The 25,479-nt window shown below is 59.5% G+C and carries 28 protein-coding genes and 1 pseudogene; 22 read left to right on the forward strand and 7 right to left on the reverse strand.

Annotated features, from left to right (window positions below):
• The 4 genes and pseudogenes from glyA to VBE63_RS12915 all read left to right on the forward strand — a co-directional run.
• Positions 1-252 (forward strand): annotated as a pseudogene (glyA, locus tag VBE63_RS12900) (serine hydroxymethyltransferase); the annotation flags it as partial.
• A gap of 71 nt (positions 253-323) precedes the next feature.
• On the forward strand, positions 324-836 hold the full coding sequence (gene nrdR, locus VBE63_RS12905; protein WP_323683438.1) for a transcriptional regulator NrdR: 513 nt from the start codon (positions 324-326) through the stop codon (positions 834-836).
• Between the two features lie 107 nt (positions 837-943).
• Positions 944-2,071, forward strand: coding sequence for a bifunctional diaminohydroxyphosphoribosylaminopyrimidine deaminase/5-amino-6-(5-phosphoribosylamino)uracil reductase RibD (gene ribD, locus VBE63_RS12910; protein WP_323683486.1), 1,128 nt, complete (start codon positions 944-946; stop codon positions 2,069-2,071).
• 77 nt (positions 2,072-2,148) lie between these two features.
• Entirely contained in the window at positions 2,149-2,718 is a 570-nt protein-coding gene (locus VBE63_RS12915; RefSeq protein ID WP_323683439.1) for a hypothetical protein, read from the forward strand.
• Between the two features lie 61 nt (positions 2,719-2,779).
• Here the strand turns inward: VBE63_RS12915 and VBE63_RS12920 are convergent, their stop codons facing one another.
• The gene (locus tag VBE63_RS12920) at positions 2,780-4,543 is read right to left on the reverse strand and encodes a cation:proton antiporter (RefSeq protein WP_323683440.1); all 1,764 of its coding nucleotides are present in this window, start codon (positions 4,541-4,543) and stop codon (positions 2,780-2,782) included.
• A 117-nt stretch (positions 4,544-4,660) separates the two neighbouring features.
• Here VBE63_RS12920 and VBE63_RS12925 point away from each other — a divergent pair, with 117 nt between their 5' ends.
• Positions 4,661-5,524: a class II glutamine amidotransferase gene (locus VBE63_RS12925; RefSeq protein ID WP_323683441.1), complete on the forward strand. Its 864-nt coding sequence runs from the start codon at positions 4,661-4,663 to the stop codon at positions 5,522-5,524.
• 17 nt (positions 5,525-5,541) lie between these two features.
• On the opposite strand, the gene VBE63_RS12930 is transcribed toward VBE63_RS12925, so the two are convergent.
• Both VBE63_RS12930 and VBE63_RS12935 read right to left on the reverse strand, forming a co-directional pair.
• Entirely contained in the window at positions 5,542-5,838 is a 297-nt protein-coding gene (locus VBE63_RS12930; RefSeq protein WP_323683442.1) for a TusE/DsrC/DsvC family sulfur relay protein, read from the reverse strand.
• A gap of 142 nt (positions 5,839-5,980) precedes the next feature.
• A complete protein-coding gene (locus VBE63_RS12935) occupies positions 5,981-6,763 on the reverse strand; it encodes a DUF3050 domain-containing protein (protein WP_323683443.1) in 783 nt (260 codons plus the stop codon).
• A 236-nt stretch (positions 6,764-6,999) separates the two neighbouring features.
• Between VBE63_RS12935 and VBE63_RS12940 the strand changes: the two genes are divergently transcribed.
• Positions 7,000-8,499 (forward strand): sodium:alanine symporter family protein, encoded by a 1,500-nt coding sequence (locus VBE63_RS12940; protein ID WP_323683444.1) that lies wholly within the window; start codon positions 7,000-7,002, stop codon positions 8,497-8,499.
• 33 nt (positions 8,500-8,532) lie between these two features.
• On the opposite strand, the gene VBE63_RS12945 is transcribed toward VBE63_RS12940, so the two are convergent.
• On the reverse strand, positions 8,533-8,856 hold the full coding sequence (locus tag VBE63_RS12945; protein ID WP_323683445.1) for a BolA family protein: 324 nt from the start codon (positions 8,854-8,856) through the stop codon (positions 8,533-8,535).
• 159 nt (positions 8,857-9,015) lie between these two features.
• Here VBE63_RS12945 and VBE63_RS12950 point away from each other — a divergent pair, with 159 nt between their 5' ends.
• Positions 9,016-9,441 carry a Uma2 family endonuclease gene (locus VBE63_RS12950; protein ID WP_323683446.1) on the forward strand — a complete coding sequence of 142 codons (426 nt, stop codon included), beginning with the start codon at positions 9,016-9,018 and terminating at the stop codon, positions 9,439-9,441.
• A gap of 99 nt (positions 9,442-9,540) precedes the next feature.
• Here the strand turns inward: VBE63_RS12950 and VBE63_RS12955 are convergent, their stop codons facing one another.
• Positions 9,541-10,098 carry an ankyrin repeat domain-containing protein gene (locus VBE63_RS12955; protein WP_323683447.1) on the reverse strand — a complete coding sequence of 186 codons (558 nt, stop codon included), beginning with the start codon at positions 10,096-10,098 and terminating at the stop codon, positions 9,541-9,543.
• A gap of 435 nt (positions 10,099-10,533) precedes the next feature.
• Between VBE63_RS12955 and VBE63_RS12960 the strand changes: the two genes are divergently transcribed.
• The 15 genes from VBE63_RS12960 (at position 10,534) to VBE63_RS13030 (ending at position 24,650) form a co-directional block, all read left to right on the forward strand.
• Positions 10,534-10,722 (forward strand): hypothetical protein, encoded by a 189-nt coding sequence (locus tag VBE63_RS12960; protein WP_323683448.1) that lies wholly within the window; start codon positions 10,534-10,536, stop codon positions 10,720-10,722.
• A gap of 157 nt (positions 10,723-10,879) precedes the next feature.
• Positions 10,880-11,422 carry an A24 family peptidase gene (locus tag VBE63_RS12965; protein WP_323683449.1) on the forward strand — a complete coding sequence of 181 codons (543 nt, stop codon included), beginning with the start codon at positions 10,880-10,882 and terminating at the stop codon, positions 11,420-11,422.
• Between the two features lie 11 nt (positions 11,423-11,433).
• Positions 11,434-12,273, forward strand: coding sequence for a Flp pilus assembly protein CpaB (gene cpaB, locus VBE63_RS12970; RefSeq protein WP_323683450.1), 840 nt, complete (start codon positions 11,434-11,436; stop codon positions 12,271-12,273).
• A 13-nt stretch (positions 12,274-12,286) separates the two neighbouring features.
• The gene (locus VBE63_RS12975) at positions 12,287-13,861 is read left to right on the forward strand and encodes a type II and III secretion system protein family protein (protein WP_323683451.1); all 1,575 of its coding nucleotides are present in this window, start codon (positions 12,287-12,289) and stop codon (positions 13,859-13,861) included.
• A 13-nt stretch (positions 13,862-13,874) separates the two neighbouring features.
• A complete protein-coding gene (locus VBE63_RS12980; RefSeq protein ID WP_323683452.1) occupies positions 13,875-14,111 on the forward strand; it encodes a hypothetical protein in 237 nt (78 codons plus the stop codon).
• Positions 14,112-14,114: 3 nt separating this feature from the next.
• Positions 14,115-15,326 carry an AAA family ATPase gene (locus tag VBE63_RS12985; RefSeq protein ID WP_323683453.1) on the forward strand — a complete coding sequence of 404 codons (1,212 nt, stop codon included), beginning with the start codon at positions 14,115-14,117 and terminating at the stop codon, positions 15,324-15,326.
• Positions 15,327-15,355: 29 nt separating this feature from the next.
• Complete coding sequence (locus VBE63_RS12990; protein ID WP_323683454.1) at positions 15,356-16,822, forward strand: CpaF family protein; 1,467 nt, start codon at positions 15,356-15,358, stop codon at positions 16,820-16,822.
• Between the two features lie 6 nt (positions 16,823-16,828).
• Positions 16,829-17,803: a type II secretion system F family protein gene (locus tag VBE63_RS12995; RefSeq protein ID WP_323683455.1), complete on the forward strand. Its 975-nt coding sequence runs from the start codon at positions 16,829-16,831 to the stop codon at positions 17,801-17,803.
• Positions 17,804-17,810: 7 nt separating this feature from the next.
• Positions 17,811-18,794 carry a type II secretion system F family protein gene (locus VBE63_RS13000; protein WP_323683456.1) on the forward strand — a complete coding sequence of 328 codons (984 nt, stop codon included), beginning with the start codon at positions 17,811-17,813 and terminating at the stop codon, positions 18,792-18,794.
• Between the two features lie 7 nt (positions 18,795-18,801).
• Positions 18,802-19,719 carry a tetratricopeptide repeat protein gene (locus tag VBE63_RS13005; RefSeq protein WP_323683457.1) on the forward strand — a complete coding sequence of 306 codons (918 nt, stop codon included), beginning with the start codon at positions 18,802-18,804 and terminating at the stop codon, positions 19,717-19,719.
• A 204-nt stretch (positions 19,720-19,923) separates the two neighbouring features.
• Complete coding sequence (locus VBE63_RS13010) at positions 19,924-20,436, forward strand: hypothetical protein (RefSeq protein WP_323683458.1); 513 nt, start codon at positions 19,924-19,926, stop codon at positions 20,434-20,436.
• A gap of 46 nt (positions 20,437-20,482) precedes the next feature.
• Positions 20,483-22,162, forward strand: coding sequence for a hypothetical protein (locus tag VBE63_RS13015; RefSeq protein ID WP_323683459.1), 1,680 nt, complete (start codon positions 20,483-20,485; stop codon positions 22,160-22,162).
• Positions 22,163-22,207: 45 nt separating this feature from the next.
• Positions 22,208-22,762 (forward strand): hypothetical protein, encoded by a 555-nt coding sequence (locus VBE63_RS13020; protein WP_323683460.1) that lies wholly within the window; start codon positions 22,208-22,210, stop codon positions 22,760-22,762.
• A 156-nt stretch (positions 22,763-22,918) separates the two neighbouring features.
• Entirely contained in the window at positions 22,919-23,884 is a 966-nt protein-coding gene (locus VBE63_RS13025; RefSeq protein ID WP_323683461.1) for a nidogen-like domain-containing protein, read from the forward strand.
• A gap of 340 nt (positions 23,885-24,224) precedes the next feature.
• Positions 24,225-24,650, forward strand: a complete 426-nt coding sequence (locus VBE63_RS13030) for a nucleotidyltransferase domain-containing protein (protein WP_323683462.1) — start codon at positions 24,225-24,227, stop codon at positions 24,648-24,650.
• Here the strand turns inward: VBE63_RS13030 and VBE63_RS13035 are convergent.
• Entirely contained in the window at positions 24,598-24,999 is a 402-nt protein-coding gene (locus VBE63_RS13035) for a transcriptional regulator (protein ID WP_323683463.1), read from the reverse strand. The two genes, VBE63_RS13030 and VBE63_RS13035, sit on opposite strands and share 53 nt — an antisense overlap.
• A gap of 5 nt (positions 25,000-25,004) precedes the next feature.
• On the reverse strand, positions 25,005-25,307 hold the full coding sequence (locus VBE63_RS13040) for a type II toxin-antitoxin system HigB family toxin (protein ID WP_323683464.1): 303 nt from the start codon (positions 25,305-25,307) through the stop codon (positions 25,005-25,007).
• Positions 25,308-25,479: the final 172 nt, after the last annotated feature.

A 25,479-nucleotide genomic window follows, 5' to 3' on the forward strand; every position in this document is an offset into this window, starting at 1 on the left:
TGGCTGGGTGCGGCCAACATCACCGTCAACAAGAATGCGGTGCCCAATGATCCGCAGTCACCCTTCGTCACCAGCGGCATCCGTATCGGGACGCCAGCGATGACCACCCGCGGCTTCGGGCTCGATGAGGCGCGTGATCTTGCCGGCTGGATGTGCGATCTGATCGACGCGCGTGGCGATCAGGCCATGATCGACCAGACCAAGGCTAAGGTGCTCGAGCTGTGCAAGCGGTTCCCGGTCTACGCCCGTTGAGCTTGCGCATCGCTGAGCGCAACCGCCGCTGGCACCGGCGCCGGCGCCGGTCCTGAGGCAGAGACGGCTGCATGCGCTGTCCCTACTGTGGTGCGCAAGACACCAAGGTGATGGATTCCCGGCTCTCCGGCGACGGCGATCAGGTGCGCCGTCGGCGCCGTTGTGGCGCCTGCGGTGAGCGCTTCACCACCTACGAGGCCGCTGAGCTCAACTTGCCGCGCGTGATCAAGCGCGATGGCACGCGGGTGCCTTTCGACGGGCGTAAGCTGCGCACCGGCCTGATGCGCGCGGCCGAGAAGCGCCCGATCAGCACCGAGCAGGTCGAGGCCGCCATCGCCCGCATCAATCGCAAGCTCCTCGGCACCGCCGAGGGCGAGATCAGCGCGCGCGAGATCGGCGAGCTGGTCATGGAAGAGCTGCGCGGTCTCGATCAGGTCGCCTATGTGCGCTTCGCATCGGTCTATCGGAAATTCGAGGATGTGGCCGCGTTTCGCGAGGAGATCGAGCGGCTCGAGCGCCACCCAGCGCCCGAGGTGCGACGCGCTCAGCTCGATCTCCTCGACACCCTCGACAAGGAGTCCTGAGCATGACCGTCGGGGCAGGGCTGGCCGAGGCGCCTGAGGGAGGCGCTGTTGGTGAACCCTTACCAGCACAGCAGGGCGCACAGGCCGATGATCCCGGCCTTGCGTTGATGGCGCGCGCCATCCAGCTCGCTGAGCGCGGACTCTACACCACCGACCCCAACCCCCGCGTCGGCTGTGTGCTCGCAAAAGACGGCCAGATCCTGGGCGAAGGCTGGCACCGACGCGCCGGCGAGCCGCATGCCGAGCGTCTATCGATCGATGCCGCGGGCGAGGCTGCCCATGGCGCCACCGCCTATGTCACCCTCGAGCCCTGCTGCCATCACGGCCGCACCCCCCCCTGTACCGATGCCTTGCTCGCAGCGGGCGTCAGCCGCGTCGTGGTCGGCATGGAAGACCCCAATCCTTTGGTCCGGGGCCGCGGCCTCGAGCGCATGCGTGCGGCCGGGGTCGAGGTCGTCACCGGCGTGCTCGAAGGGCCTTGTCGCGCGCTCAACCCTGGGTTCGACAAGCGCATGCGGCTCGGTTTGCCCTATGTGCGCCTGAAGCTCGCGGCCAGCCTCGACGGTCGTACCGCACTCGCCAATGGCGAGAGTCAGTGGATCACCTCAGAGGCCGCGCGCACCGATGTGCAATGGCTGCGCGCGCGCTCCTCGGCGATCGTTACCGGCATCGGCACCCTACTGGCCGATGATCCATCGCTCAACGTCCGGCTTCCACCTTCGGCCATTCCTGCGCTGGAGGAGGGCGAGCCAGTGCGTCAGCCACTGCGGGTCATTCTCGATAGTGCGCTTCGCCTGCCAGTCTCGGCGAAGGTCTTGTCGCTGCCGGGTGCAACGCTGGTGGCGACCTGTGTGCAAGATCCGCGCAGAGTCGCGGCTACGACCTCGGCGGGCGCTGAAGTCTGGGTTGGCCCCGCGGACGCTACAGGCCGGGTCGACCTTGAGGCCCTGCTGGGCTATCTGGCCGAGCGCGAGATCAACGAGGTGCTGATCGAGGCGGGTCCGACCTTGGCCGGTGCAGCGGTGCAGCGGCGCCTGGTCGATGAGCTGGTGCTCTATCTGGCCCCGCACCTGATGGGCAGTGATGCTCGCGGATTGTTCGAGCTCGAGCCACTCACCAGCATGAGCGAGCGCGTGCCTTTGGAGCTCCTCGATCTGCGCCAGATCGGCCCCGATCTCCGTGTGCGCGCCCGTCTTTCGGGTCGCTCTGCCAACAACCGATATCATCGCCACTGAAACAGCTGGGCGTTCCTAGATATCCCAAGTGATGCTAGGATCGGAGACAGTTGGACTCAGATTTCAAGGACCTCAGCATGACATTGGCACAAGAAGATCTCGATCTGATCAAACAACAGCTCGGCGAATACGTGAAGGAAAACATTGGCTTTTGGCTCGCAGAGCAAAGCCTTGGCAAGCCGCCAGTGGTCTACGAGATCGAGCTACGCGAGCGCATGGTGCGGGTCGAAGAGGAGCTGCGCCATCAGCGTGAGCTGATGCGCGAAGGCTTTGCGCAAATGGATAAGCGCTTCGAGCAGGTCGAGAAACGCTTCGAGCAGATCGATAAGCGCTTCGAGCAGGTCGATAAGCGCTTCGAGTCGATGCAAGCGAACATGGACAAGCGCTTCGAGCAGATCGACAAGCGCTTCGAGCAGATCGATAAGCGCTTCGAGTCGATGCAGGCGAACATGGACAAGCGCTTCGAGCAGGTCGATCAGCGCTTCGAGTCGATGCAGGCGAATATGGACAGGCGCTTTGAGGGTGTGCAGCAAGACATCCGTGCCCTCCAGAAGCGCATGGATAGCTTCATGCGCTGGTCCTTTGGCGTGACCATCGCCACCGGTGGCATCATCATCGGTGTGCTCAGACTCTGGCCCGCAGCATGAGAGCGCCCGATCTCCTGGCTAGAGGCCAGAGAGCCTAGTCTTTCTGCCCTAGTCTTTCTGCCTAAGACCCCTTCGGCGGCGCCGGGTCTGCCATCGGCGGTTGCTCAGTGATCTCCGAGCGCACCAGCGCATAGTCCTTGCCGCGTGCCTGCTGCACCATCTGCTCGGCATCCTCGTCGGTGATGCCAAGCCCGTCCAGGGTTTCTGCCGCTAGGCGCAGGCTGGCCTCGACCGCCTCGGGGAAGGCGCGGCTGGCGCCGGCGCGAAACAAGGCGTCACAGGCGGTCAGATCGCGCGCCCGCGCCACAATGATGATCTCTGGCGCATAGTGTCGGACCAGCGTGGTTGCCTCGATACTTGCGCCTGGATCATCAATGGTCAGCACCACCAGCTTAGCCTGCTCTACCTTGGCCGCTGCTAGCAGCGCCGGGTTGCGAATGTCGCCATAGAACACCGGCTGCCCCTCGGCGCGCCAGCGCGCCACCAGCCCGGGGTCCTGATCGAAGGCCACAAAGCGGATACCATGGCTGGCCAGCACCGTGCCAATGGTATGACCCACCCGCCCATAGCCGGCGATCACCACCTGCGGTGCCTGCTCCTGCGCGTGCCCCTGCGAGGGCTCATAGCGGAAGCGCTCATCGACCTGCGGCTCTGCGCTCGGAAACCGAGCGGCCAGAAAGGCGCCGAGACGCACCAACAAAGGCGTGATGAGCATACTGCCCGAGATCAGCGCGACCGCCATGGTGAAGGTGCCTACATCGATGATGCCGAGCATCTTCGCCGCGCCAAACAGGATGAAGCCGAACTCGCCGGCCTGCCCGAGCATGAAGGCGACCTGCAGCGCGCTAGCGCGCGAGCTGCAGAAGCGCTGTGCAAGCAGATAGATCAACCCCACCTTGATCGCCACCAAGACCAGCAGGTGAAAACTGAACAGCAGGGGATGGCTCGAGAGCAGGTTCAGATCCAGCGACATGCCCACGGTGACGAAGAACACGCTCATCAAGAGCCCTTTGTGCGGCTCGATGCTGGCGTGAACCTGGACACTGTAGCGCGAGCCAGAGAGCATCATGCCCATCAGGAAGCCGCCCAGCGCCATCGACATGCCCGCGCGGTTCATCGCCCAGGCAGCCACGAAGACCGAGGCCAGGGTGACCAGAAAGAAGGCCTCGCGATTGCCTTGCCGCGCCAGCAGATCCAGCACCAAGGGCACCAGATAACGCCCGGAGACGATGACCCCCAGCAGCATCAGCAGGATCAGCCCCAACTGCTCCCATAGCGGCGGCCCCGGCAGGCTTGCCCCGGAAGCGGCCGCCAGTGGCAGCAAGGCCAACATCGGCACCACGGCGATATCCTGCATCAGCAGCACCGCGAAGGCGGTCTGCCCGCGCGGGGTGGCGATCTCGCCCTTGTCGTAGAGCATCTGCATCACCAACGCGGTCGACGACAGCGCCAGGCTCAGGCCGATCAGCAGCGCGATGGGCCAGGTTTCGACGAATAAGCGAAAATAGAGCGCCAACGCCAGGCCGGAGAGGATGATCTGCGAGGTCCCGAGCCCAAACAGCGTGCGGCGCATCTCCCAGAGCCGGCTCGGATGCAGCTCCAAGCCGATGACAAACAGCAGCAGCACCACGCCCAACTCGGTAAAGTGGCGAAGATCATCGACATTACCGGTCACCGAGGGACCCGGGGTGTAGGGCCCGATCAAGACACCAGCGACGAGCAGCCCCAGGATCGAGCCCAGCCCGAAGTGCTTGAACAACGTGACCGCGGCAGCAGCAGCGAGCAGCAAGAGAACGGACGACTGGACAAAGGCTTCGGGGTCCACGGGCGAACAGAGGCTCCATCAAGGTCGAGGATGAGACCTGTTGATGATATACCGATACGCCGCTTGGCTGATCGCCGATCCCGCCGCGCGGTGATCCAACGCGAGGATCTTAGACTCATGTGCGAACTGTTTGCGATGTCGAGTCGGGTGCCCGCGACGCTCGGCTTCTCGCTCGAGCGGCTAGCGCGCCACGGCGGCGCCGAGGGGCCGCATCGCGATGGCTGGGGGCTTGCCTTCTATGAGGGCGCAGACTGCCTCTTGCTGCGCGAGCCGCGGCCTGCGAGCGAGAGCCCGCTGATGCAGTTCATGGAACGACAAGGGCTGCGCACCAAGCTCGGGCTTTGCCACATCCGGCTGGCCACCTTCGGCGCGCTCGCGCTACGCAACACCCAACCCTTTGCCCGCGAATTGGGCGGGCGGATGCATGTCTTCGCGCACAATGGCGACATGCCCTCCCTGGCCGATCTGCGCTCGAGCGATCCGGCACGATTCACACCGGTCGGCGATTCAGATTCCGAGCGCGTCTTCTGCGGCCTGATGACCTCGCTAGCGCCGGTCTGGGACGATGTACCGGGACAGGTCCCGGACCTGGCGACACGCCTGGCGGTGATCGCCGACTACACCCAAGAGATTCGACCCTTGGGGCCGGCCAACTTCATCTATGCCGACAGCGATGCACTCTTCGTCCATGCCGACCGGCGCACCCAGCCCGACGGCCGGTTGAGTGCGCCCGGCATCTATTTCTTGCAACGCTACTGTTGGCGCACATCGCCAGAGCTGGAAGACGCCGGCGTCAATCTCACCTCGATTCGGCAGGATGTCGCGCTGGTCGCCAGCGTGCCCTTGACCGACGAGCTCTGGGAGCCGCTCGGAGAAGGGGATCTGATCGCCCTCAGAGACGGGCTCTGTTTCGGGGCGGACGGGCGCCAGGTCGAGCCCGAGCAGGCCGCCGGGCGGCGGCCGCAACCCCTCACTCAGTGACGCAGAGACCGCCCGAATCAGACACAGCCGGTGGGCTTGGGGAGACCACCCCACTTGCAGATCAGCTTCATGGGGCCTTTCTTGAAGATGTTATAGAGCTCTTTGGTCGAGACGCCCTGCTTCTTGGCAAAGATGCGGATCGGCGGCACCACGCCATCGTTGTCGTACATGCTGCGCGCTTCGCGGATGAACTGCATCACCTGCTCGTTCATCTCGAACTCGTCTTGCTCGGCCAGCTCAGCGGCCAGCTCTTCGGTCCAATCATCTCGATTGAGCAGGAAGCCTTCGTTATCGAGCGGTACGGCTAGGGCCATAGATTCACCTCATTGGTCCGTTGTATTTGCGAAGCTTTAAATGGTTCCCTGAACATGGCCCCAGGATGCTGGGATTCTACCCTGCGCAGAACCGGGTTTTAAGCGTTCGCGAACATGTGTTGATATCTGGCTGCCCGCGCGGCTAGCGCCGAGCAGCAGGGTTGCTGCGCACGGCCTCCAGCACGCCATCCCAGAACCGGATGCGCGCGCAGATGGCCTCTTCGGCGGCGATCACCGCCTCATCGATGCGCTCCGGATCATCGCCGCAGAGCTGCTCGAGCATCGACATCGACAACGGGCCATGGAAGTCCTCATCGAGATGGATATGGCGGTTGAGGTAATAGTGGAAGGCCGGCGCATCCTGCTCGCTGATCGCCATCCGTGAGAGCAGCGAGCGGAACATTTCCGGGATCACCCGCTCGCGGCCCACCGCGAGCGCGGCGGCGACGGCATGTGGCTTATCTTCACGGATGAAGCAGAAGGTCGTCTCGCTGAAGTAGCGCGACGGCAGCGGCACCAGCTCGGAGTAGAGCGCGGCATCGAGTCCCTGCTCCTGCACCAGGCGCACAAAGCGGCGCGGGTTCTCGCCGTCGGCGCCGATCTCGTGCATCGCCTGGCAATAGAACTCGAAGTGACTACTGTAGCTTGGGCCATCGCGGCCCTCGAGAGTGTCGGACTCTTCTTCCAACACCAACTGGTTGATGAAGTAGCGGACCGCCGGATTGCCCTGCGGCACCCAAGGCACCTGCACCGGCGCCAGCTTGCCCTGCAGGTACTTGATCAGCGACATGAAGTCCCAGACCGAGAAGGCATGATGCGTCATGAACACCCGTAGGTCGTTGATGTCCTTGAGCTCGGCATAGATGGGGTGCTGGTTGAGCTCGTCGATCAGTGGTTGGATCGGGGTCAGGTCGGGTGCTGCCATGGAGGGACCTCTTCAGAGTCTCGTACATCGAGTCGTACATCGTATCGTAGCGGCCAATATACGCCCGAACCGCCGTGCTCCAAGCGCCAAGCCCGCAGGCTTTGCTGACAGCCGAGCTTGGCGGCTTTGGGTGAGCCGCCCGCGCGCTGGCGTGTATAGTACGCCGCTGGCATCACTGCGCCGTTTTTCCAATCCGATTCTCTAAACAGCTTCTGCAAACAGACAAGGGGGCACCAATGGAACAGGTTTCAGCGGTCATTGGCTCCATCAACGGTTGGGTCTGGGGCCCACCGATGCTCTTGCTCATCCTCGGCACGGGCCTGTACCTCTCGATCGGCCTCAAGGCGATGCCGCTGCATCGGCTTGGCTTCGGCTTCCGCATGCTCTGGCGTGGTCGCAAAGAGCAGGGCAGTGGCGACATCACGCCCTTCAACGCCTTGATGACCTCACTCTCGGCGACCATCGGCACCGGCAACATCGCCGGTGTTGGCACCGCGCTCGCCATTGGCGGACCCGGCGCCCTGTTCTGGATGTGGATCACCGCCCTGGTCGGCATGGCCACCAAGTACGCCGAGGCCGTGCTCGCGGTGCGCTACCGCGAGGTCGACGCGCAAAACAACCACGTCGGCGGGCCGATGTACTACATCCGCAACGGCCTGGGGGCGAAATGGCTCTGGCTAGCCAGCCTGTTCGCCATCTTTGGCGCCATCGCCGGCTTTGGCATCGGCAACACGGTGCAAGCCAACTCGGTGGCCCATGCGCTAGAGACCAAGTTTGGCATCCCCGAGCTGGGCACCGGCTTGGTGATGGCGCTTTTGGTTGGCCTGGTGCTGATCGGCGGCATCCGCTGGATCGCCCAGGTGGCCGGGCGCCTGGTGCCGCTGATGGCGATCGCCTACCTGCTCTCGGGCCTGATCGTGCTGGCGCTGAATCTCAGCGAGATCCCCGCCGCCTTCGTCACCATCGTCGACTACGCCTTCACGCCCGCGGCTGGCGTCGGTGGCTTCGCCGGCGCCTCGGTCATGCTGGCGCTACAGATGGGCGTGGCGCGCGGCATCTTCTCCAACGAGGCCGGGCTCGGCAGCGCGCCGATCGCCCACGCCGCCGCCGAGACCGACAGCCCGGTGCGCCAAGGCACCATCGCCATGCTCGGCACCTTCATCGATACCATCATCATCTGCACCATCACCGGGCTGGTGATCGTGATCTCCGGGCAATGGAAGGCCGACAGCGCCGACTTCACCGACTGCGTCGCGCGTGGCGGGGTCATCGAAGAGCGTGTCGACAGCTCCTGGATGATCCGCAAGCCGAGCACGATCTGCGCGCTCGAAGCCGCCGATGGCACCACCGAGGCGCACAACCGCAACATCACCGGTGCCGCGCTCTCCGCCATCTCGTTCGGCGAAGAACTGCCCGGCAGCGGCGCCTACGTGGTCTCGATTGGACTCGCGCTATTCGCCTTCACCACCATCCTCGGTTGGAGCGTCTACGGCGAGCGCTGTGTCGAATACCTGTTTGGTATCCACGCCATCATCCCGTTCCGCGTGCTCTGGGTGATCGCGATACCCATCGGCGCCATCACCCACCTCGACTTCATCTGGCTGCTCGCCGACACCCTGAATGCACTGATGGCGATCCCCAACCTGATCGCGCTGCTCTTGCTAAGTCCGGTCGTGTTCAAGGTGACCCAGGCGTTCTTCAAGGGCCAGGCCACTCCAGATGAACGCCCAGATTAACGCCCAGATGAACGCCTTGGAGTGTTGAGAAGATTAGCCGCTCTGCTTGCTGCCGCCAAGACACTCAGGGGAGGCCGGGGCGGCTCCGCCGCCCTTGTCGAACCATTCCTGCGGTGTCCAGGCGTGGATGGACAAGGCATGCAGGCCAGCGGCCAGCTCATCGCGCACCAGCGCGTTGACGCGCCGATGGCGCTTGATCAGCGTCTCTCCAGCAAAGGCCTCGCTGACCGCGAGCACCTTGAAATGCGACTCAGCCCCAGCCGGCACATTGTGCCTGTGGCTCTCGTCCGTGACCTCCAGGTGCATGGGGGTCAGCGCGGTGTTCAGGCAATCTTGGAGACGGTCTTTGCGGTTCATGTGCACCTCGGTGGGATTCGACTATGGATCGCGCAGAGATTGGGGCGTTCGCGCGTCGACCAAACCGGGGCCGCCGTTTGTGGCGATAACCGCCCTGAATGAATGCTTTGCCAAACCGAGGAAACATCGATGCAGTGGTCAGATGTCGTTGATAATGCCATGTTCGCCGATCTGCCTTTTAAAATTGAGCTGACTAAATTCGGCAAGCTGTTAATGACTCCTGCATCCAATGAACATGGTAGAATCCAGAGCCATCTGAGCGCCATGTTGTTGCAGCAAAAAAAGGGCGGCGATGTCGTCGCTGAATGTTCCATTGCCACCGCCGATGGGATCAAGGTCGCTGATGTGGCCTGGCTCTCCGAGGAATTTGTAACGCGTCACGGCTTTATCACGCCTTATCCGAAAGCACCTGAGGTTTGTATTGAAATCCTCTCGCCATCCAATTCGATGGCGGAAATGAAGGAAAAAGCGAAACTATATTTTGACAGCGGCGCCCTGGAGGTTTGGATTGTCCATCGTCTTGACCAGATCTCATTTTTGGGCGTCGATGGCGACTTGGTAAAGAGTGTTTTATTCCCGCTTTGAAACCCCGCGTCAGGATCGGATAGACGATCATGACCGACACCCCAGCGTCGGCCACTTCATCGAGCACTGCATCGTGCAGCGCATGCATAAGATCCTGCATCAACGCAGAAGCGCGAGAGTCTCCTCATGTCCTTCCTCGCGCGCATGATCGGCAGCCGTCTTACCATCAAAGTCGGGCAGGGTGGTATCGGCGCCACGCTCCAGCAACAGTGCCACCGCCTGCTGATGGCCGCGATGCGCGGCCCAGATCAGCGGTGTATAACCCTGCGTCTGCTCCTTGGCGTCGATCATCGCGCCCTGATCCAACAGTTGCTTCATCACCTGCGTATGATTGTTGGAGGTCGCCAGCAGCAGCGCCGTGTAGCCGCCCTGATCCACCGCATCCACCTCGGCGCCGGCCGCGAGCAGGCGCTCGACCGCATCGGCATGACCGTTCACCGCCGCCATCATCAGCGGCGTCCAGTCGCAACTGTTGCGCGCGTTGGCATCGGCGCGCTCGCCGAGCAGGCGCTCGATGGTCGAGACATCGCCCGTCTCGGCGCCGCTGAGTAAGGCCTCGGCCTGTGACTCTGGGTCCGGGGCGTTGCTGCAGCCCGCGAGCACCAGCAGCAGTAAGACCACGCTAAAACGAATCCTGAGCATGTTGTTAGGTTGCATTGACCACACCTGTGAGAGGAACATACCAGGCATGATTCGTCAGGCGCGGTGTCGCCGCCCATGACAACGCGCAACAGCCGCTGACAGGTCCCTAATCGCCATGCAGCTTGTCGGGATTTTGATCGCCCTCTCGTTGCTGCTGTTCGCCGGTCTCGGCGTGGCTGCGCTGTTCTTGGCGGGGCGCAGTAGCCGTTCCGCGAATGAGGATGATCCCGATTCGCGCGGTTAATCTTGCTGCGCCGGGGCCTAGCAGGGGATGACTTCGCCCGTGGGGTGATCTATACTTAGAGGGGACAAAGTATTTGGGCGTAGTGGACGGTCGTGAGCCTTTCGCATCCCGTGCATGACTAAGCCGTTGAATGGCGCGTCTGAAGCTTGGGTCAGGTCTCAATGGGTATCATGAGCCGTGCGGCTCGAAACAGATAGGGTGAAGCAATGAAAAAGTTTTTATGTAAGCTCTGGAAGAACGAAGAAGGTGCCGAACTCGTTGAATGGGTTGTGGTTGCTGCTGTGCTGGTTGGCATCGCCGGAGTCGTATTTTTGGCGCTGCAAGGATATATCGAGGCTACGGTTGATGATATTGGCGATAAAATGGAAGAAGCGGTTAATGCAGCTCCAGGCTAATTAAGCGGTATCTTAGTGCAGGATTCTGGAATCCTCGCAACAACCGCTCCGCGCACTTTAGGCGCAGGCCGGGTGACGCGGCCTGTGTCTATCTGTCTTAGAAAGACGATACCGGTAATACACGGAAAACGCATTAGCAAACAACCGCTTCGCTCCTTTGGAACTGATCTCCTTCCCCGTCTCCACGCTTGCTTATATATTGGCATTGATCGTAGTGCTGAGCGCGGCGGGTGTCGATCTCGCGACCCGTCGCATCCCGAACGGATTCACCATCACCATTGGCCTTCTTGGTCTAGGCTTCGCGATCGGCGTGGGCGGCCTGCCCGGACTGATCGTTGCGCTTGCCGGGTTCGCGGTCACCTTCGGCCTACTTTTGCCCGGTTATCTCCTCGGCTTCACCGGCGGCGGCGATCTCAAACTCATGGCTGGGTTGGGTTGCATTCTTGGGCCTAAACTCAGCCTCCATGCCATGTTACTCTACTACTTGATTAGTGCGTTCTTGGCGCTGCTGTTCGCTGTTTACGCAACGTACTTTTTGGGGTGCTCGGGGCCTTTCGCTCGCTATAGGGCGATGGCGTGTACCTTGTTTACTTCTGGACGATTTGTCTATATTAGGCCCAGCGTACGCGAATCCATGGGCGCTCGCTTGCCCATGGCTCCAGCCATCGCTCTTGCTACCATAATGGCTCCGTTGTTATGAGAATCAGTGGTTTGGCGGTCATTCTCATAGCGCTTGTGCTCGCTTCGGGCGTTGCTTGGCTCATCAACGAGTGGATGGACACTCAGCAAGCACAGGTCGCGAGGACTGAGGCTGAATTGCGCGCCGAGCGCGAGCGTTTGCAGTCCGAGATGGACCGCGTGGCGAAAGAGCAAGCTCGGCTCGAAGCGGAGCGGGGCAAAGTTCCGGAGCCGCAGACCGTCTCGGTGTTGGTGGCCGCACGGGATCTTCCGGTTCGCACTCGAATCAGCAGAGACGACGTCAGTTTGCGCCAAATAGTATCGACCGAGAAGCCGCCGGAGGATGCTTTGACCCAGCCTAGCGAAGTACTCGGCAATTTCGTGATTCGCGAAATCGCTGCGGGCCAGACCATTCTGTCAACCTGGCTGACCGAAGAAACCGCGTTGTCGTTGGCGTCGCGGATCTCGGATGGTAATCGGGCTGTTACGATCGATATTGACCGAAACTCAGATCAGTTGAAGCTAATCGAACCTGGTAGCCGGGTCGATGCGCTTGTCGTCTCTAATAGTTCTACTACAGGTGCGGTGATTCTGAAGAGATTAAGTAACATCAAGGTATTGGCGGTTGGTCGAATATTAAATAGAGACCAAGAAGATTTGCTTGATTCGGAGGCTCGTTCAGTAACCCTTGAAGTTGATCGCGATCAGGCTGAGTTTCTAGCTCGAGCCACTGGCATCAATGACAATGCAATAAAGCTAGTTGTTCGTGGTCAGTACAATGATTCAAAAAGGGAAAAATTAGAAACAGAAGTTATGACATTGATTCGTGGTACTGAGCAATGCTTGACCACGCCCGGGCGGGACTGTCGATGAGCAGTCAGCTGCCATGAATAAGCCAACGTGGTTTTCTTGTAAACCCTGGGCCAAGCGATTGATCTTGGTTGCAGTGGCCCTCTGCCTTGGACTCCAAGCGCAGGCTAATGGCCTTAGGGGCTCGGTGCGCCCCCGCCCGCAACTCGATCAAGGCACCATCGCCGTGCCGATCAACAAGTCCCGCGTCCTCGAACTGCCCGTGCCGGCTGCCCGCATCTCGCTTGGCAATCCCGCTATCGCCGATATCCTCTCGATCAACGAGCGCCAGATCTACATCAACGGCAAGCAGCTCGGTACCACGAACATGATCCTCTGGGGTGAAAATGACCAGGTGCAGCGCCAGATCGGTCTGGAAGTTACCCATGACTTGCAGACGCTGAAAGAAAAGTTCCACCAGTTAATGCCTAAAGAGCAGATCCGGGTCTCATCTGCTAACAGTGCCATCGTTCTCAGCGGGGAAGTTTCGAGCCCCAGCCGGCTGGATGCTGCTGTACGTTTGGCCGAAAGCTTCGCGCGAGATATCGGCGAGGTCTACGGCGGCTTAGGTCCTTTGTCTGGCGCGGATGATGACTCAAAAGTGGTCAGAGTCATCAATCTGCTAAGGGTTGGCGGTGCCCAACAGGTGTTGCTCGAGGTGAAGGTCGCCGAGGTTTCGCGTACATTCATCAAGCAGATGGGGATCAACTTACTCGGTCGTTATGGGGATGACAATATTAGCTTTACACTCATGAACGATGTGGGGTTTGCCGAGATTACTGCCGCAGATGCAGGTTTTCTCTATGGCATACCGGGGATAGTGGATGTTCTCGTCCCCGAGGTGAAGCTGCCAGTTACCGGCTCTTTATTGGATATCCTTGGCGGTAACTTTGCTGGCAGCGAGCTGGCCTTGGACATTGCCCAATCCCAGGGGCTCGCGCGTATTCTCGCTGAACCTAATCTCACGACCCTTAGTGGGCAAAAGGCCGAGTTCCTTTCTGGCGGTGAATTTCCAGTGCCCGTAGCGGACGATGACGGCAATGTTGAAATCATGTTCAAGCCGTTTGGGATTAATCTCAACTTTCTGCCTTTCGTCCTCGACAACGACCTGATCAGTCTGAAGGTCAATGTCTCGGTCTCCGAGCTGAGCGATGAAGCTGCAGTGACTGTCGGCGCAAGCAACGTCTCGGCAGTCACAGCGATTCCGAGCCTGCGCAAACGCGGGGCAGACTCTACGGTCGAGGTTCCAAGCGGGCAGACCATTGCCATCGCGGGCCTGCTCAGCGAGAGGACCAATAGCGGTGGCGACCGCTATCCCGGCCTTGGTGATATTCCGGTGCTGGGCAACCTGTTTCGTAGCCAGCAATTTGAGAAACGCCAGACTGAATTAGTGATCTTCGTTACGCCACGGCTCGCGCGCTCATACAATCCTGATTTGGTCAAGTTGCCAACCGAGGACTTCGTTGATCCAAGTCAGGTAGAGTTCTATCTTCAAGGCCGGCTCTATGGTACCCCGAGCGGAGACCGGCCAGCTTCCGCAGCAGGGCAGAGCAAAAGCCGTCTCGGGCCGGATAAGAGTGGCTCAGAAGGCCCCTTCGGACATGATTTGTAAGGATCATCATCGAATGAAGCTCTTGCTCTCCTTACTGATCACAGCTGGCCTGCTTGCTGGCTGTGCTGAACCCACCGTGCTCGACCCGCCCTTCGGCGATTCCGTGCGTCACATGATCGCCCTTCAGACCACAGATCCAACACGCGATGCGCCTGGGCTTGATGGCGAGAAGGCCAGGCGGGCGTTCGAAACGTATCGGCAGCAAACCGGCACGCTCGAAGATCTGGGCGATTTCGGCGGAGAAGACTAGCCCATGCTCGTCTCCCTTGAGCTTCTCATCGTCGGCCGCTCGCGCGAGATGGTCGAGGAGCTCACGCAGCAGCTTGACGAGCCACAGCAGATACTGACGCTCACGCCCTATGTCGCGCCCAGCAACAACCTGCCGGACGAGGCCCTGTATCCGTTGCCGGACGCCATCCTCTGTTGCGTCAATACCGACTGGCGCGAGGGCGTTTGGGAACTGATTGAGGCCATCCCGAATCCGCGCCCGCCACTGTTCATCATCACGCCGAACAACGATATGGATTTCCTGCGCATGGCCATGCGCTTGGGCGTGCGCGATGTCTTCACCTTGCCCCTGCAGGCCGAGGAGACCGCAAACGCCATCGCGCGCCTCGTGCGCGAGGAGCGCGCCCGGCGTGGCGCCGCCGGCTCGCGCCTGATCTCGTTCATGAACACCAAGGGCGGCAGTGGCGCGAGCCTGATCGCGGCCAATGTTGCTATCGCCATGGCCTTGCGCGCGCGCGGTGATCCGCGCCTGTTGTTGATGGATTTCGACTTCCAGTTCGGCGGCCTGCCCACCTATCTGGATCTCAAGGTGCGCGACGGGCTGATCAAGGCGCTGCAGTTCGTCGAAGCGCTCGACGAGGTCGCCTTGCGCGCCTATATTCAACGCCACGACACCCAGGTGCATCTGCTCGCCGCGGCCATGGACGAGATCATCATCCCCGAGGATGTCAGTCCAGCCCGGGTTGAGGCCATGCTTGAGGCCATCAATGGCATCTACAGCAACATCCTGGTGGATCTGCCGCATCGCATCGATGCTGCCATCGCCGCCATCCTGCAGCGCTCGGATGTGATCGCCCTGGCCACCCAACAGACCATTGCCCATCTGCACGAGACCAAACGCTTGATCTTTTTGCTGCACAAGCGGTTGAATATCGATAGCGAGCGCCTGCTGCTGGTCATCAACCGCTATGATCGGCGCGCTGAGCTGGGCCTGAAAGAGTTTCGCGACGTGTTTCCGACACTGGCCATCCAGACCCTACCGAATGATTATGTGCGCGCATCCGAGAGCATTAACCTCGGCGAGCCGGTATGCGAAAAGGCGCCGAAATCGCCACTGGGCATCGGCCTGATGAAGCTGGCCGAGGTGCTGACCAGTAAGACGCTAATCTCCGACGAGGAGCCGATTGAGCCGCAACAGCGGGGATGGCTGAGCCTCCTCAAACGTCAGCCCACTTGACGCGCGACGCTTGATTCAGGAGACCCGCTATGACCATCAACCGCCGATTAAGTCGCTTGAGCGCCGACCGACCGCTTGAGCCCAATCCGCCACCCGCAAGCCAGCCGCTAGCACCCCAACCGGCTTCAAGCCAGAGTCAGCCGTCCACAAAGCCGAGGCAGGCTTGGGCGCGCGCCCTGAGCACAGGCAGAACTGCCCTCTCCGGCATCGAGCTGGAATGGAAGCGCACCCTCTTCGAGGCCCTTGTCAAAGCGCTTGACCTGAGCCAGACCACGAACCTAGAGCACGCCGAAGCCCAGCGCCAGATTGGCGACACCTGCGAGCGGCTGATGGCGGAGAACCCGCCGCCGGTCGGTGTTCCGCAAGCCACGCGCTCGCGCATCATCAGCGAGATCCAAGACGAGGTGCTCGGGCTTGGACCGCTCGAGATCCTGCTTAAGGATCCGACGGTGTCGGATATCCTGGTCAACGGCTACGCGGATATCTATGTCGAGCGTCACGGTAAGCTCGAGCGCACGCCCGTGGCGTTCGACAGCAATAACCATCTGATGACCATCATCGAGCGCATCGTCTCGGGTGTCGGTCGCCGCATCGACGAATCCTCGCCCATGGTCGACGCGCGCCTGGCGGACGGCTCGCGCGTCAACGCCATCATTCCGCCGCTTGCGATCGACGGACCGACTCTCTCGATTCGTCGCTTCCCGGTCGATTGCCTGACCATGGAACGGCTGCTGGCGAACCAGGCCTTCAGCCGGCCCATGTCGATGTTCCTCGCCGCCGTGGTTGAGGCGCGGCTGAATGTGCTCATCTCCGGCGGCACTGGCTCGGGTAAGACCACGCTGCTGAATGTGCTCTCAGCCGAGATCCCGTCCAACGAACGTATTATCACCATCGAGGACTCCGCCGAGCTGCAGCTGCAGCAGCCGCATGTGGTGCGCCTGGAGACCCGTCCGGCCAATATCGAAGGCAAGGGCGATGTTAATCAACGCGACCTGGTCCGCAACGCCCTGCGCATGCGCCCGGAGCGGATCGTCCTCGGCGAGATCCGCGGCAGCGAGGCGCTCGACATGCTCCAAGCCATGAACACCGGCCACGACGGCTCGCTGACCACCATCCACGCGAACAGCGCCCGCGATGCCCTCTCGCGGCTCGAGACCATGGTGGCCATGGCCGGCTTCAACCTGCCCACCAAACCGCTGCGCGGGCAGATTACCTCGGCGCTGGACATCCTTATCCAGCTCGAGCGCCAGCAAGATGGCAAGCGCCGGGTGATCAGTATCGACGAGGTGCAAGGCATGGAAGGCGACATGATCACCACCGCCACCCTCTTCCAGTTTGAGCGCCGGGGTATCGATACCGACGGCAACGTGGTCGGCGATTTCAAGCCCACCGGCCTAGTGCCCAAGTGCTATGACCGGCTGCGCCAGCGCGGCATCCACCTGGATGTCAGCGTGTTCAATACCCAGGCCTCCTCGCTTGGCAGCGGTTTGCATTAATCCCAAATGAGTACGCGTGCGCTCATCCTGCTTGCTGTCTTTCTCAGCGTAGCACTGCTCTTGCTGGGGCTCGCCGCCTGGACCCTGAGCGAGGAGGCACGGCATCAGCGGCGCCTGCGTGCGCGGGTCAGGAGGCTCGCCGGCGATGAGCTGGACGACAGGCCGAGCATCTCCTTGCTGCGTGAGAGCTATCTGCAAAACCTCTCGCCCTTGGAGCGGCGACTCGAACTTTCTGACATATTGCAACCGTTGCGCAAACAGCTTGATCAGGCTGGCGTATCGCGCCCGGCCTACCAACTCCTGCTGCTCATGTTCGCCCTCGGTCTCGGTGCCGCCCTGCTGACCTGGCAGCTTGTCGAGCTGCCATTGGCGGCCCCGCTCAGCGGCCTGCTCGTCGGCAGTCTGCCGTTGGTGCTGCTGCAAGTGCGCAAGCAAAGGCGCATGCAACAGGTCGAGCAAGAACTACCCGATGTGCTCTCGATGCTCGCGCGCAGCCTGCGCGCCGGCCTGCCGCTTACGCAGGCGCTGAAGATCGTCGCTGACGACATGGACGGCGTCGTGCCGGCGGAATTCGGCATCGTCTATACCGATCTCAACTATGGCGGCGAGATCCGCGCCGCCCTCGACGGCCTCAGCGAGCGCGTGCCGAGCCCAACTATCGCCACCCTCAACACCGCGATTATGATCCAGCGCGATACAGGCGGTAATCTGGCGCACGTGATCGATCAGCTCGAAAACCTCGCGCGCCAGCGCTTCCGCTTCAAGCGCCAGCTCAAGACCTTCACTGCCAGTAACCGAGTTGCGGCATGGATAGTCGGCTTTATGCCCTTTGCGCTCGCCGCCATTCTTGAGCTGACCTCGCCCGGCTACATCACCGACTTTTTCGACACCGAGATTGGCCGGCTGCTAATCTACACCGCGCTGGGCCTGGTGATCCTAGGCGCGCTTGTGCTCTGGCGGCTGGTCAAGGTTGAGGTCTAGGGCAGGCGTGGAGCTGTTCGCGTCCCTCTCCGATTCGTTGAACCGCTGGGCCGAGAACGCCGACCTGCTGCGCCTCGGCGTGGTGTTGAGTAGCGCACTTGCGGTCTTCCTCATCAGCCTGGTCATCGCCTGGCTGATACGGGCATGGAGCGACCCGGTCAAACGCCGGTTGGATGCCCAGGTCGCCGAGTACGAGGCCGCGATCGGCACCGTTACCCCCGATCGCGATCCCAACACCCTGCGTCTGCTCGAGCGCCTAGGGCAGGGGCTGGTGCCGCTGGACGTGCGCAAGCGTAGTCGCATCGTCATCAAGCTCTCCCAGGCTGGCTTTCGCTCCAACCGCGCTGCACCCATTTTCTTCGCGAGCAAGATCGTTGGCCTACTGGTGCTACCGCTGGTGGTTGGTGCCAGCCTATGGCTGCTTGGCATGGATCGGAATATGATCCTAATGCTATCTTTGCTCACATTATCTATTGGCATACTGCTGCCTGACTATTGGCTCGTCAAGCGGGTTCGCAAGCGCCAAACCGTGCTACGCCGCGCGCTCCCCGAGGCACTAGATATGATGGTTGTCTGTGTCGAGGCTGGTCTGGGGCTGACCGCCACTATCCAGCGTGTAGCCAAGGAGATTGAGCACCAGCATCCGCAACTTTCCAATGAGTTCACCCTGACCATGGTGCAGATGCGTGCCGGTCTGGATACCAAGACCGCGCTCGAGGATATGGTCCAACGCACTGGTGTGGATGAGATCAAATCCCTCGTCGGCACCCTGATCCAAGCCATCCGCTTTGGCACCAGCATTGCTAACACCCTGCGCATTTTCTCCGACGATATGAACGACAAACGACTCAAGGCCGCTGAGGAGCAGGCGGCTAAGGTCGGTAACAAGATGATCATTCCGATCGCCGTGTTCATGATCCCAGCCTTTCTGATCATCGCGATCGCTCCGCCGTTGCTTGATATGGGCAACTATTTTGGCGGTGGACAGTGAGCGCGGAATGAGCACACGACAGCCTCTAAGGCAACCGACGCACCGGATCAGCCCGCTCGCCAGCCTGCTCAGCCTGAGCCTGCTGCTGCTGAGCCTGAGCGGCTGCGGAACCTTATCATCGCGCGGCGAGGGGCCGTTCGCAGGCGCCGATGGCCTGCCCGAGACTGCCGCCGAGGCCCTAAGTGCTGGCGATACTGCGATCAGCCAAGGCGAGCTTGACCGGGCGCTGTTCTTCTATGTGCAGGCCGCGCGCATGGACCCCAAAAACGCCGAGGCCTACACCCGCATCGGCGGCATCCACGAGGCGCGCGGCGACCGCCAACGCGCTGCGCTCGCCTATCGTCAAGCCCTGCAAGCCGATCCGCGCCATGCCGATGCATTAGCCGGCCTTGGCATCCTGCTAACGCGGCAGCGCAACTATGACGAGGCTACAGAACTGCTGCGCGCCGCCGTGCGCGAGGATCGCCGCCAGGCGCGTGCCCACAATGCGCTCGGCGTGCTCGCCGACCTCAGACGCGACTACCCCAGCGCTAAGCGCCATTACGAAGACGCCTTGGCGCTGGCGCCGCGCTCGCCGATGCTGCAGAACAACCTGGGCTACTCGCGCTACCTGGCGGGGGACAACGCCGGCGCCGTCGCCGCCTTTGAACAGGCGCTGGAGCTCAACCCCGACTACACACTGGCCTGGCGCAACCTGGGCCTGGTCTACGCCCGCCAAGGCCGCTATCGCGATGCGCTACAAGCCTTGGGCAAGGTGCAAGATCAAGCCGAGGCCTACAACGATGTCGGCTACATCGCCATGGTCTCCGGGCGCTTGGAAGACGCCGAATCCTTCTTCGACCAGGCGCTGCGGCTCGCGCCCAAACACTATGCGCTGGCGAGCGACAACGCCGAGCGGGTGCGGGCGTTGCGTGGGGATCGCTGAGCCTGGGAGCCATGAACAAGGGCGGCATCCTGCTTGGCATGATCTATACTCAAGGTCATCGACCTTCGCCGAAGGTGGTGGCTTGCGGGACACCCCATGAACACCTTTGAAACGCTCCCTATGAGAAGACCGCCGCGCGAGCGGCATCCGCAGCGCCGGTGCACTGTGCGCGGTGCCGGCTGGGCACGACAACGGGGCTCGGCGATGGTCGAGTTTCCGTTTGCGGTTTTGATCTTGATCTTGATGCTGATCATCGTGGCGGATCTCGGCCGCCTGACGCCTTGGGCGCAGCAGGTGGCCTATGCAACCGATGCGGGCGCACAGTTTGCGTATCGGAGATACTCGCTGAATGGCGCTGCTTATCGGGTCGATACCACAGGTGATTCCGCGACTTTTGCTGAGCTCGAAACTGCGGTGAAGCAGCATATACAATCGGCTGTGAGTGGGATTGAGATCGATGGGGATGATATTGAGGTCAATCAAATCTGGAGATGCCGGACACCTAATTTTTCAGGCGGGGTCATGACAGTGAACTATGGAGCGGAAAGCACAAGTCCACTTGACGGGAATGACTGCGGCGGAATAGAACCGGCAAGATTCATCGAGGTGGTGGTCACGGACGTCTTCGAACCCTTGACTCCATACATCGAACGGATCATGCCGCAAGATCTCCGCGAGCAGACTTTCAGGATACGCCGGCAAATTTTCCCTAGATAGGTGAAACTGTAATGTTCACAATCCAACAACAAGGTTGAGCCACACCATGGGAACGAAACGCACCCCTCGGATCACATCACGCCGCGCCCAACGTGGCGTCATGCTGTTTATCCTGATCTTGATCTTTGCCGTTCCGATCATCTTTATGGCCTATATCGGCTTTGTGGTCAATCCGGGCCTTGACCTCGTCCAAAACCGAATGACTCAGCATCAGGCTGATTATGCCGCGCTCTCGCTGCGATGGGAGTGTCAGCAAGACTCAGAGTGCCGTGCTGTTAATCAGAACCCAGGCACGGCTAATCCGTCGGGTTGGCCAGCGCCTTATGCGCATACCCCGGGCAGCCTTTCTGACCGGATCGTGCTCAGGGTATTACAACTCATCACACTGTCGGGCAATGCCCATGCCCAGACTGGCGGCTGTCAGCCGCCCGATTGTTTGAGAGGCACCAAAAAAATAATGGACGGCAAGGTTTATATGCGCTTTGAGAGTGATCAGGATATCAGGAATCGTAATTTAAACGCCGCTGCCGAAGCAGCGATGGAAGCGGGTGTCAGCGACTTTGAAGCTCCCGAGATTAATGGAGATATCTTTGATGGGTTTTTTGGTTGTGAGAAAGTGACAATTAAAGGTAACTCTGAGATTGTTGGCAATGTTTATACGACGGAGCCTGGTTCGGAAATTAGTGTTAAAGGTAACTCTGAGATTGTTGGCAATGTTTATACGACGGAGCCTGGTTCGGAAATTAGTGTTAAAGGCAATGCAACCGTAGAGGGAGAGGTCCAATCAGCTGGACGATTAGACGGCGACGGCATAAGCAAGATTGCTGGTAGTATCTGCATCAAAGATGATTTCCGAACAGATCTAATACGCCAGGGATTTAGTCATTCTTATGATTTTATTGTTCTCGGTGATCTCCGAGCAAGGCAAGATATGAATATTGGGGGCAGCCTAAAAGTCGGTGGAACGCTCGAAATCACATCGCATGTGGATAGCATGAATGTTGTTGGCAATGTACAGTATGGCATAGATTGCTCAGATAATAACAAAACGACCATCTGTTCAACTGCCACTCAAAATTCCGGCATCATCTGTCCGGGCGACGAAGATCCAAAAAGCCTAGAGTGCGACCCAATCGCTGACACTGAAGGAACCTGGGAAGAAATTGACGGCTTTTTTAATCTTTATTCCGAGGCCGCTGAATCCACAAGTTACTCCGACATTGACGACTTTTCCGAGATCAGCGGCGGCTATTACAAGTTTGAAAGCCTAGATTTAAAAAGCGATTTGATGATTACAGGAGATACCGTCCTCCATGTAGAGGGTGACTTTAAGCTAACAGGCAACAATACGCTCTCAGTCAAGGAGGGTGCGAGCCTGACGCTGATGGTCGAAGGCGATATCAAATTCACTTCAGGGGAAATCACGGCCGAGACTCTGGTCAACGAAGACGAGGAAGGGCGAACACGTCCACAGGTGACCATCCTGGCCAAAGGCGGAGAGGTTGACTTAGCGGGGAACGGAAACCTGACAGGCGTAATCTATGCGCCAAAAAGTGATGTCAAGATACGAGGAACACAATCGGTGACAGGGTCGGTTCGTGGAAAAACGCTGGATATCAATGGCACGCCTGGGGCTGAAGCTATTGAATACGATGATGCATTAAAAGACGTTGAGACGATCGGCGGTTTCAGCGACACGTCAACCAAGCCTTTCTTGGTGAAGTAACGACTCGCGCGGGTACAAGCACAACAAGCACAAGGAAAGATAATCATGATCTCACATCGTCGCTCATCCTTCTCGGCCCCTCAGCATCGGCGCTCTCAGGCTGGTGCTGCAATCGTTGAGACCTTGATCTTTATACCGACGATTTTTATTATGACGTTTCTTACTATTGAAGTGACTAATATCATGCGGGTCAATGAAAAAATGTCTTGGGTTGCCGAGAACTCGGTGCGCCAAGGCAGTGAGGGGATGAGTGACGGCTATCGTTACCCAGGAATCGATACAAGTAAAACCGCTGATATCAAGTTAATTCAACTTGGTCTGATGTTCAACAATCTCGACTTTATGTCGGTAATCCAGAATACTTATACCGAGTATTGCTCTCCTAATGATAATAATAATTACTGCGATGACGATAGTAACTGGGAGGGTGGGCCAGGTACAAATCCGACGAGTAATTTCACTGAAGGTGATTTGGTGCGCGTTACCGTAGCGGGGGAGTACAAACCATTCCTTGGTATCACCGAGCGGTTGTTTCCAGACCTGATGATTAAAAAAACCTTTACACGGGTCATCTCTAGGCCCCTTGCACCTGATCTTTGATTTTGCTCGATTAGCTAGATAAATGGCTAAACTTTTCAGCAACTTGCCTCAAGAGTTCACGGTAGAGCTTTGCCACTTTTTATGTCAATATATTTGACACTTTCTCTTTAGTTTTCAGATACCAACGTTGGTCGATGCTTCTAACTTGCTGTTTTTATGCATACATTTTTCTTTGGCGCAAAAATTGCTTTATTTGTAGTTGTGTTCGCGTCACTCACAATTGTCTCTTCTAAGGAGATAGCCATGCAATTGTTCAATAAACCTTCAGGCATAAGCTTGATGGCCTTATGCTTGTTGTTTTCATCAACTGCTTATGCAGAACCCATCGTTTCAGGTTTCGATAGCAATCCGCTTGCTTCTGGTGATACTGCATCAGCAGCGGTGAGTCTTGGCTTTACTGCGAACTTTTTCGGAGATGAATTTACGAATGCTTTTGTCAATACGGACGGTAACCTCAGCTTTGGTGGGCCAGTATCGTTTGGAAACGCCGGTCTCGGGGGGGTGGGACAATCCATCATCGCTCCTTTCTTCGCTGATGTGGATACTAGCTTCACGGGCTCAGGCGGTCCAGTGACCTTTGGTACCGGCACATTCGATAGCCAACAGGCATTCGGTATCAATTGGAAAAATGTGGGATATTATTTAGGCCTTCAAAATCCGGATATCCAAAATAGCTTCCAGCTCATCCTGGTCGATCGCAGTGGCGAAACTGGAATAACTGGCGATTTCGATGTGGTTTTCAATTACGAGAAGATTTTGTGGGAAGCTGGTCTTCGATCAGGTGCTAATGAACAAGGTCTCGGCGGCACTTCTGCCACTGTCGGTTTCTTTTCTCCAAACCCGTCCACAGGCGACCTCTTCGAATTGCCAGGATCTAGAGTTCCCGGTTCTTTCGTGGATGGCGGTACAAATCCTCTTGTTTCGTTCAGTTACAATGCCTTTAACGATAGCGGGCAACCCATCCCTGGACGCCAGATTTACGAGTTCCGTGGTGGAGACTTTGTCAACCCGCCTACCTATACTAACCCACCGGAATCAGTCCCCGAGCCGACTACCCTGCTCCTGCTCGGCAGCGGCCTCCTAGGCTTGGGTTTCGCCCGCCGCCGCGTCCACAACGGCTAACACCGTTCCGACTCCTCCCTCCAAAGGCGCCGCTGAGCCTGCATCATTCGATGCCGCCAGCGGCGCCTTTTCTTTTCTCAGCCATGCCTTGCGCGCCTGCGCGATGCACGTCCGCGCGCGCCTGGCCTGCGCGCGCTTAGGCACTGCGCGACGCGCCATAGGGAACGGGGGAGCGTTGAATACCCATCTCGTAAGGTGTTTCAGGCGCTCGGCATGAGCCGGACTTCGGCGACATCGGGCTGAGCACCGAAGACTGCGCGCGCTTGCGCGGACAGGCTCCGCTCGCCTATGGTCGGATTCATCAAGCCCCACTACCCGAATCCATGCGCCGCCGTACAATATGCGTCTGACCGAGAAACAAGCTCAGCTCATCGTCTACGGCGTGCAGCGGCATCTGGGATCAGCGTCCCGAATCTGGCTGTTCGGCTCCAGAGTCGATGACGCAAAGAAAGGCTGCGACATCGATCTGTTCGTGGAGACCGAAGCGCACCCATTGCGCGACGCGTTGCGGTGCAAAATCGAGCTCGAGGAGGCCCTTGACATGCCGGTCGATCTCATTGTGCGCGGCTTCGAGGAACACTCACCCATCGCGGATATTGCCAAAAGCGACGGCCAACGGACGACCATGCCGGCGACGGCACCCAGTAACCGATGGGGGGGTCGCTTAATGCCGACACCGAGGCGCGACTCCAAGGATAAGCAGCGCCGACACTTCATCGTGCAGCGCCCGCTCGCGCACGAATGTGTACCCGCTCCATCGGTTTGATGAGGCTTTCGGCCGGAATACCGAACTGGCTGTGAAGCTTCCAGATCATCGGAAGTGTCAGTGAGCGCGTGCCATTCAGCACCTCGTAGACGCGATTGGTGCGCCCAATCGCCGGGGCGAGATCGCTGACGGTGAGCCCTGATTGCTCCATCCGAAACTTGATGGCAGCGATTGGGTTAGGCAGATCGACCGGAAAGTGCTTGGCTTCGTAGGCTTCCACCAGGGTCAGCAAGACATCGAAGTCGTCGCCTTCGGGAGTGCCCGGCTCAGGCTCATTGTCAAACAGGGGCGAGAGTGCCTTGAGCGCTGCACGGTAGTCCTGATCGTTGCGAATTGGACGGATATTCATTGCACTTACCCCATTTCAACGGTTTCGGCGTCGATCGCGTCGTATTGACGGTGCGTGCCGATGAATTTCACATAGATGGCGCCGTGGCGATAGGCTATGGCCACGACGAGCCGGTAGTCGTTACCCTTGATGTTAAAGACGACACGGCGGTTCTTGAGAATACTCGCGTTGCGATACTTCTCTTTGATGTCGCTCGGCGATCGCCATGCGGCCTTCTTGACCTCCTCGGTCCAGGCCAGGAGCGGTTGCTCGGCGTCTGGGTACTGCTCCCAGAAGGCTTTCAGGTGGCTGATGGCGATGATTCTCATGGTTGAAGAATAGTCCCATAATGGGACTATGGCAAGCCGCAATTAAAAGAGGCTCGTCACTGTATGATGTCACCAGATTCTGGGCTGAAAGCGCGCGTCGTTGCGGATCTCCATCGCCGGCCCGGATTGGGCGAGCACGAATAGACGGATGAGTGTGCGTTACACGGCCTCT

The sequence above is a fragment of the Lamprobacter sp. genome (genome assembly GCF_034860625.1).
Taxonomy (GTDB): Bacteria; Pseudomonadota; Gammaproteobacteria; order Chromatiales; family Chromatiaceae; genus Lamprobacter.

Excerpts from the sequence above, each read along its gene's own strand:
- VBE63_RS13010 (WP_323683458.1), top strand. The coding sequence starts at position 19,924 with ATGGTCGAGTTTCCGTTTGCGGTTTTGATCTTGATCTTGATGCTGATC.
- VBE63_RS13040 (WP_323683464.1), bottom strand. The coding sequence starts at position 25,307 with ATGAGAATCATCGCCATCAGCCACCTGAAAGCCTTCTGGGAGCAGTAC.
- VBE63_RS13035 (WP_323683463.1), bottom strand. The coding sequence starts at position 24,999 with ATGAATATCCGTCCAATTCGCAACGATCAGGACTACCGTGCAGCGCTC.
- VBE63_RS12955 (WP_323683447.1), bottom strand. The coding sequence starts at position 10,098 with ATGCAACCTAACAACATGCTCAGGATTCGTTTTAGCGTGGTCTTACTG.
- VBE63_RS12995 (WP_323683455.1), top strand. The coding sequence starts at position 16,829 with ATGAGTACGCGTGCGCTCATCCTGCTTGCTGTCTTTCTCAGCGTAGCA.
- VBE63_RS12990 (WP_323683454.1), top strand. The coding sequence starts at position 15,356 with ATGACCATCAACCGCCGATTAAGTCGCTTGAGCGCCGACCGACCGCTT.
- VBE63_RS12915 (WP_323683439.1), top strand. The coding sequence starts at position 2,149 with ATGACATTGGCACAAGAAGATCTCGATCTGATCAAACAACAGCTCGGC.
- VBE63_RS12950 (WP_323683446.1), top strand. The coding sequence starts at position 9,016 with ATGTTCGCCGATCTGCCTTTTAAAATTGAGCTGACTAAATTCGGCAAG.
- VBE63_RS12960 (WP_323683448.1), top strand. The coding sequence starts at position 10,534 with ATGAAAAAGTTTTTATGTAAGCTCTGGAAGAACGAAGAAGGTGCCGAA.
- VBE63_RS13005 (WP_323683457.1), top strand. The coding sequence starts at position 18,802 with ATGAGCACACGACAGCCTCTAAGGCAACCGACGCACCGGATCAGCCCG.
- VBE63_RS13025 (WP_323683461.1), top strand. The coding sequence starts at position 22,919 with ATGCATACATTTTTCTTTGGCGCAAAAATTGCTTTATTTGTAGTTGTG.
- VBE63_RS12975 (WP_323683451.1), top strand. The coding sequence starts at position 12,287 with ATGAATAAGCCAACGTGGTTTTCTTGTAAACCCTGGGCCAAGCGATTG.
- VBE63_RS13030 (WP_323683462.1), top strand. The coding sequence starts at position 24,225 with ATGCGTCTGACCGAGAAACAAGCTCAGCTCATCGTCTACGGCGTGCAG.
- VBE63_RS12985 (WP_323683453.1), top strand. The coding sequence starts at position 14,115 with ATGCTCGTCTCCCTTGAGCTTCTCATCGTCGGCCGCTCGCGCGAGATG.
- nrdR (WP_323683438.1), top strand. The coding sequence starts at position 324 with ATGCGCTGTCCCTACTGTGGTGCGCAAGACACCAAGGTGATGGATTCC.
- VBE63_RS13020 (WP_323683460.1), top strand. The coding sequence starts at position 22,208 with ATGATCTCACATCGTCGCTCATCCTTCTCGGCCCCTCAGCATCGGCGC.
- ribD (WP_323683486.1), top strand. The coding sequence starts at position 944 with ATGGCGCGCGCCATCCAGCTCGCTGAGCGCGGACTCTACACCACCGAC.
- VBE63_RS12935 (WP_323683443.1), bottom strand. The coding sequence starts at position 6,763 with ATGGCAGCACCCGACCTGACCCCGATCCAACCACTGATCGACGAGCTC.
- VBE63_RS12930 (WP_323683442.1), bottom strand. The coding sequence starts at position 5,838 with ATGGCCCTAGCCGTACCGCTCGATAACGAAGGCTTCCTGCTCAATCGA.
- VBE63_RS12980 (WP_323683452.1), top strand. The coding sequence starts at position 13,875 with ATGAAGCTCTTGCTCTCCTTACTGATCACAGCTGGCCTGCTTGCTGGC.
- VBE63_RS13015 (WP_323683459.1), top strand. The coding sequence starts at position 20,483 with ATGGGAACGAAACGCACCCCTCGGATCACATCACGCCGCGCCCAACGT.
- VBE63_RS12940 (WP_323683444.1), top strand. The coding sequence starts at position 7,000 with ATGGAACAGGTTTCAGCGGTCATTGGCTCCATCAACGGTTGGGTCTGG.
- VBE63_RS12945 (WP_323683445.1), bottom strand. The coding sequence starts at position 8,856 with ATGAACCGCAAAGACCGTCTCCAAGATTGCCTGAACACCGCGCTGACC.
- VBE63_RS12925 (WP_323683441.1), top strand. The coding sequence starts at position 4,661 with ATGTGCGAACTGTTTGCGATGTCGAGTCGGGTGCCCGCGACGCTCGGC.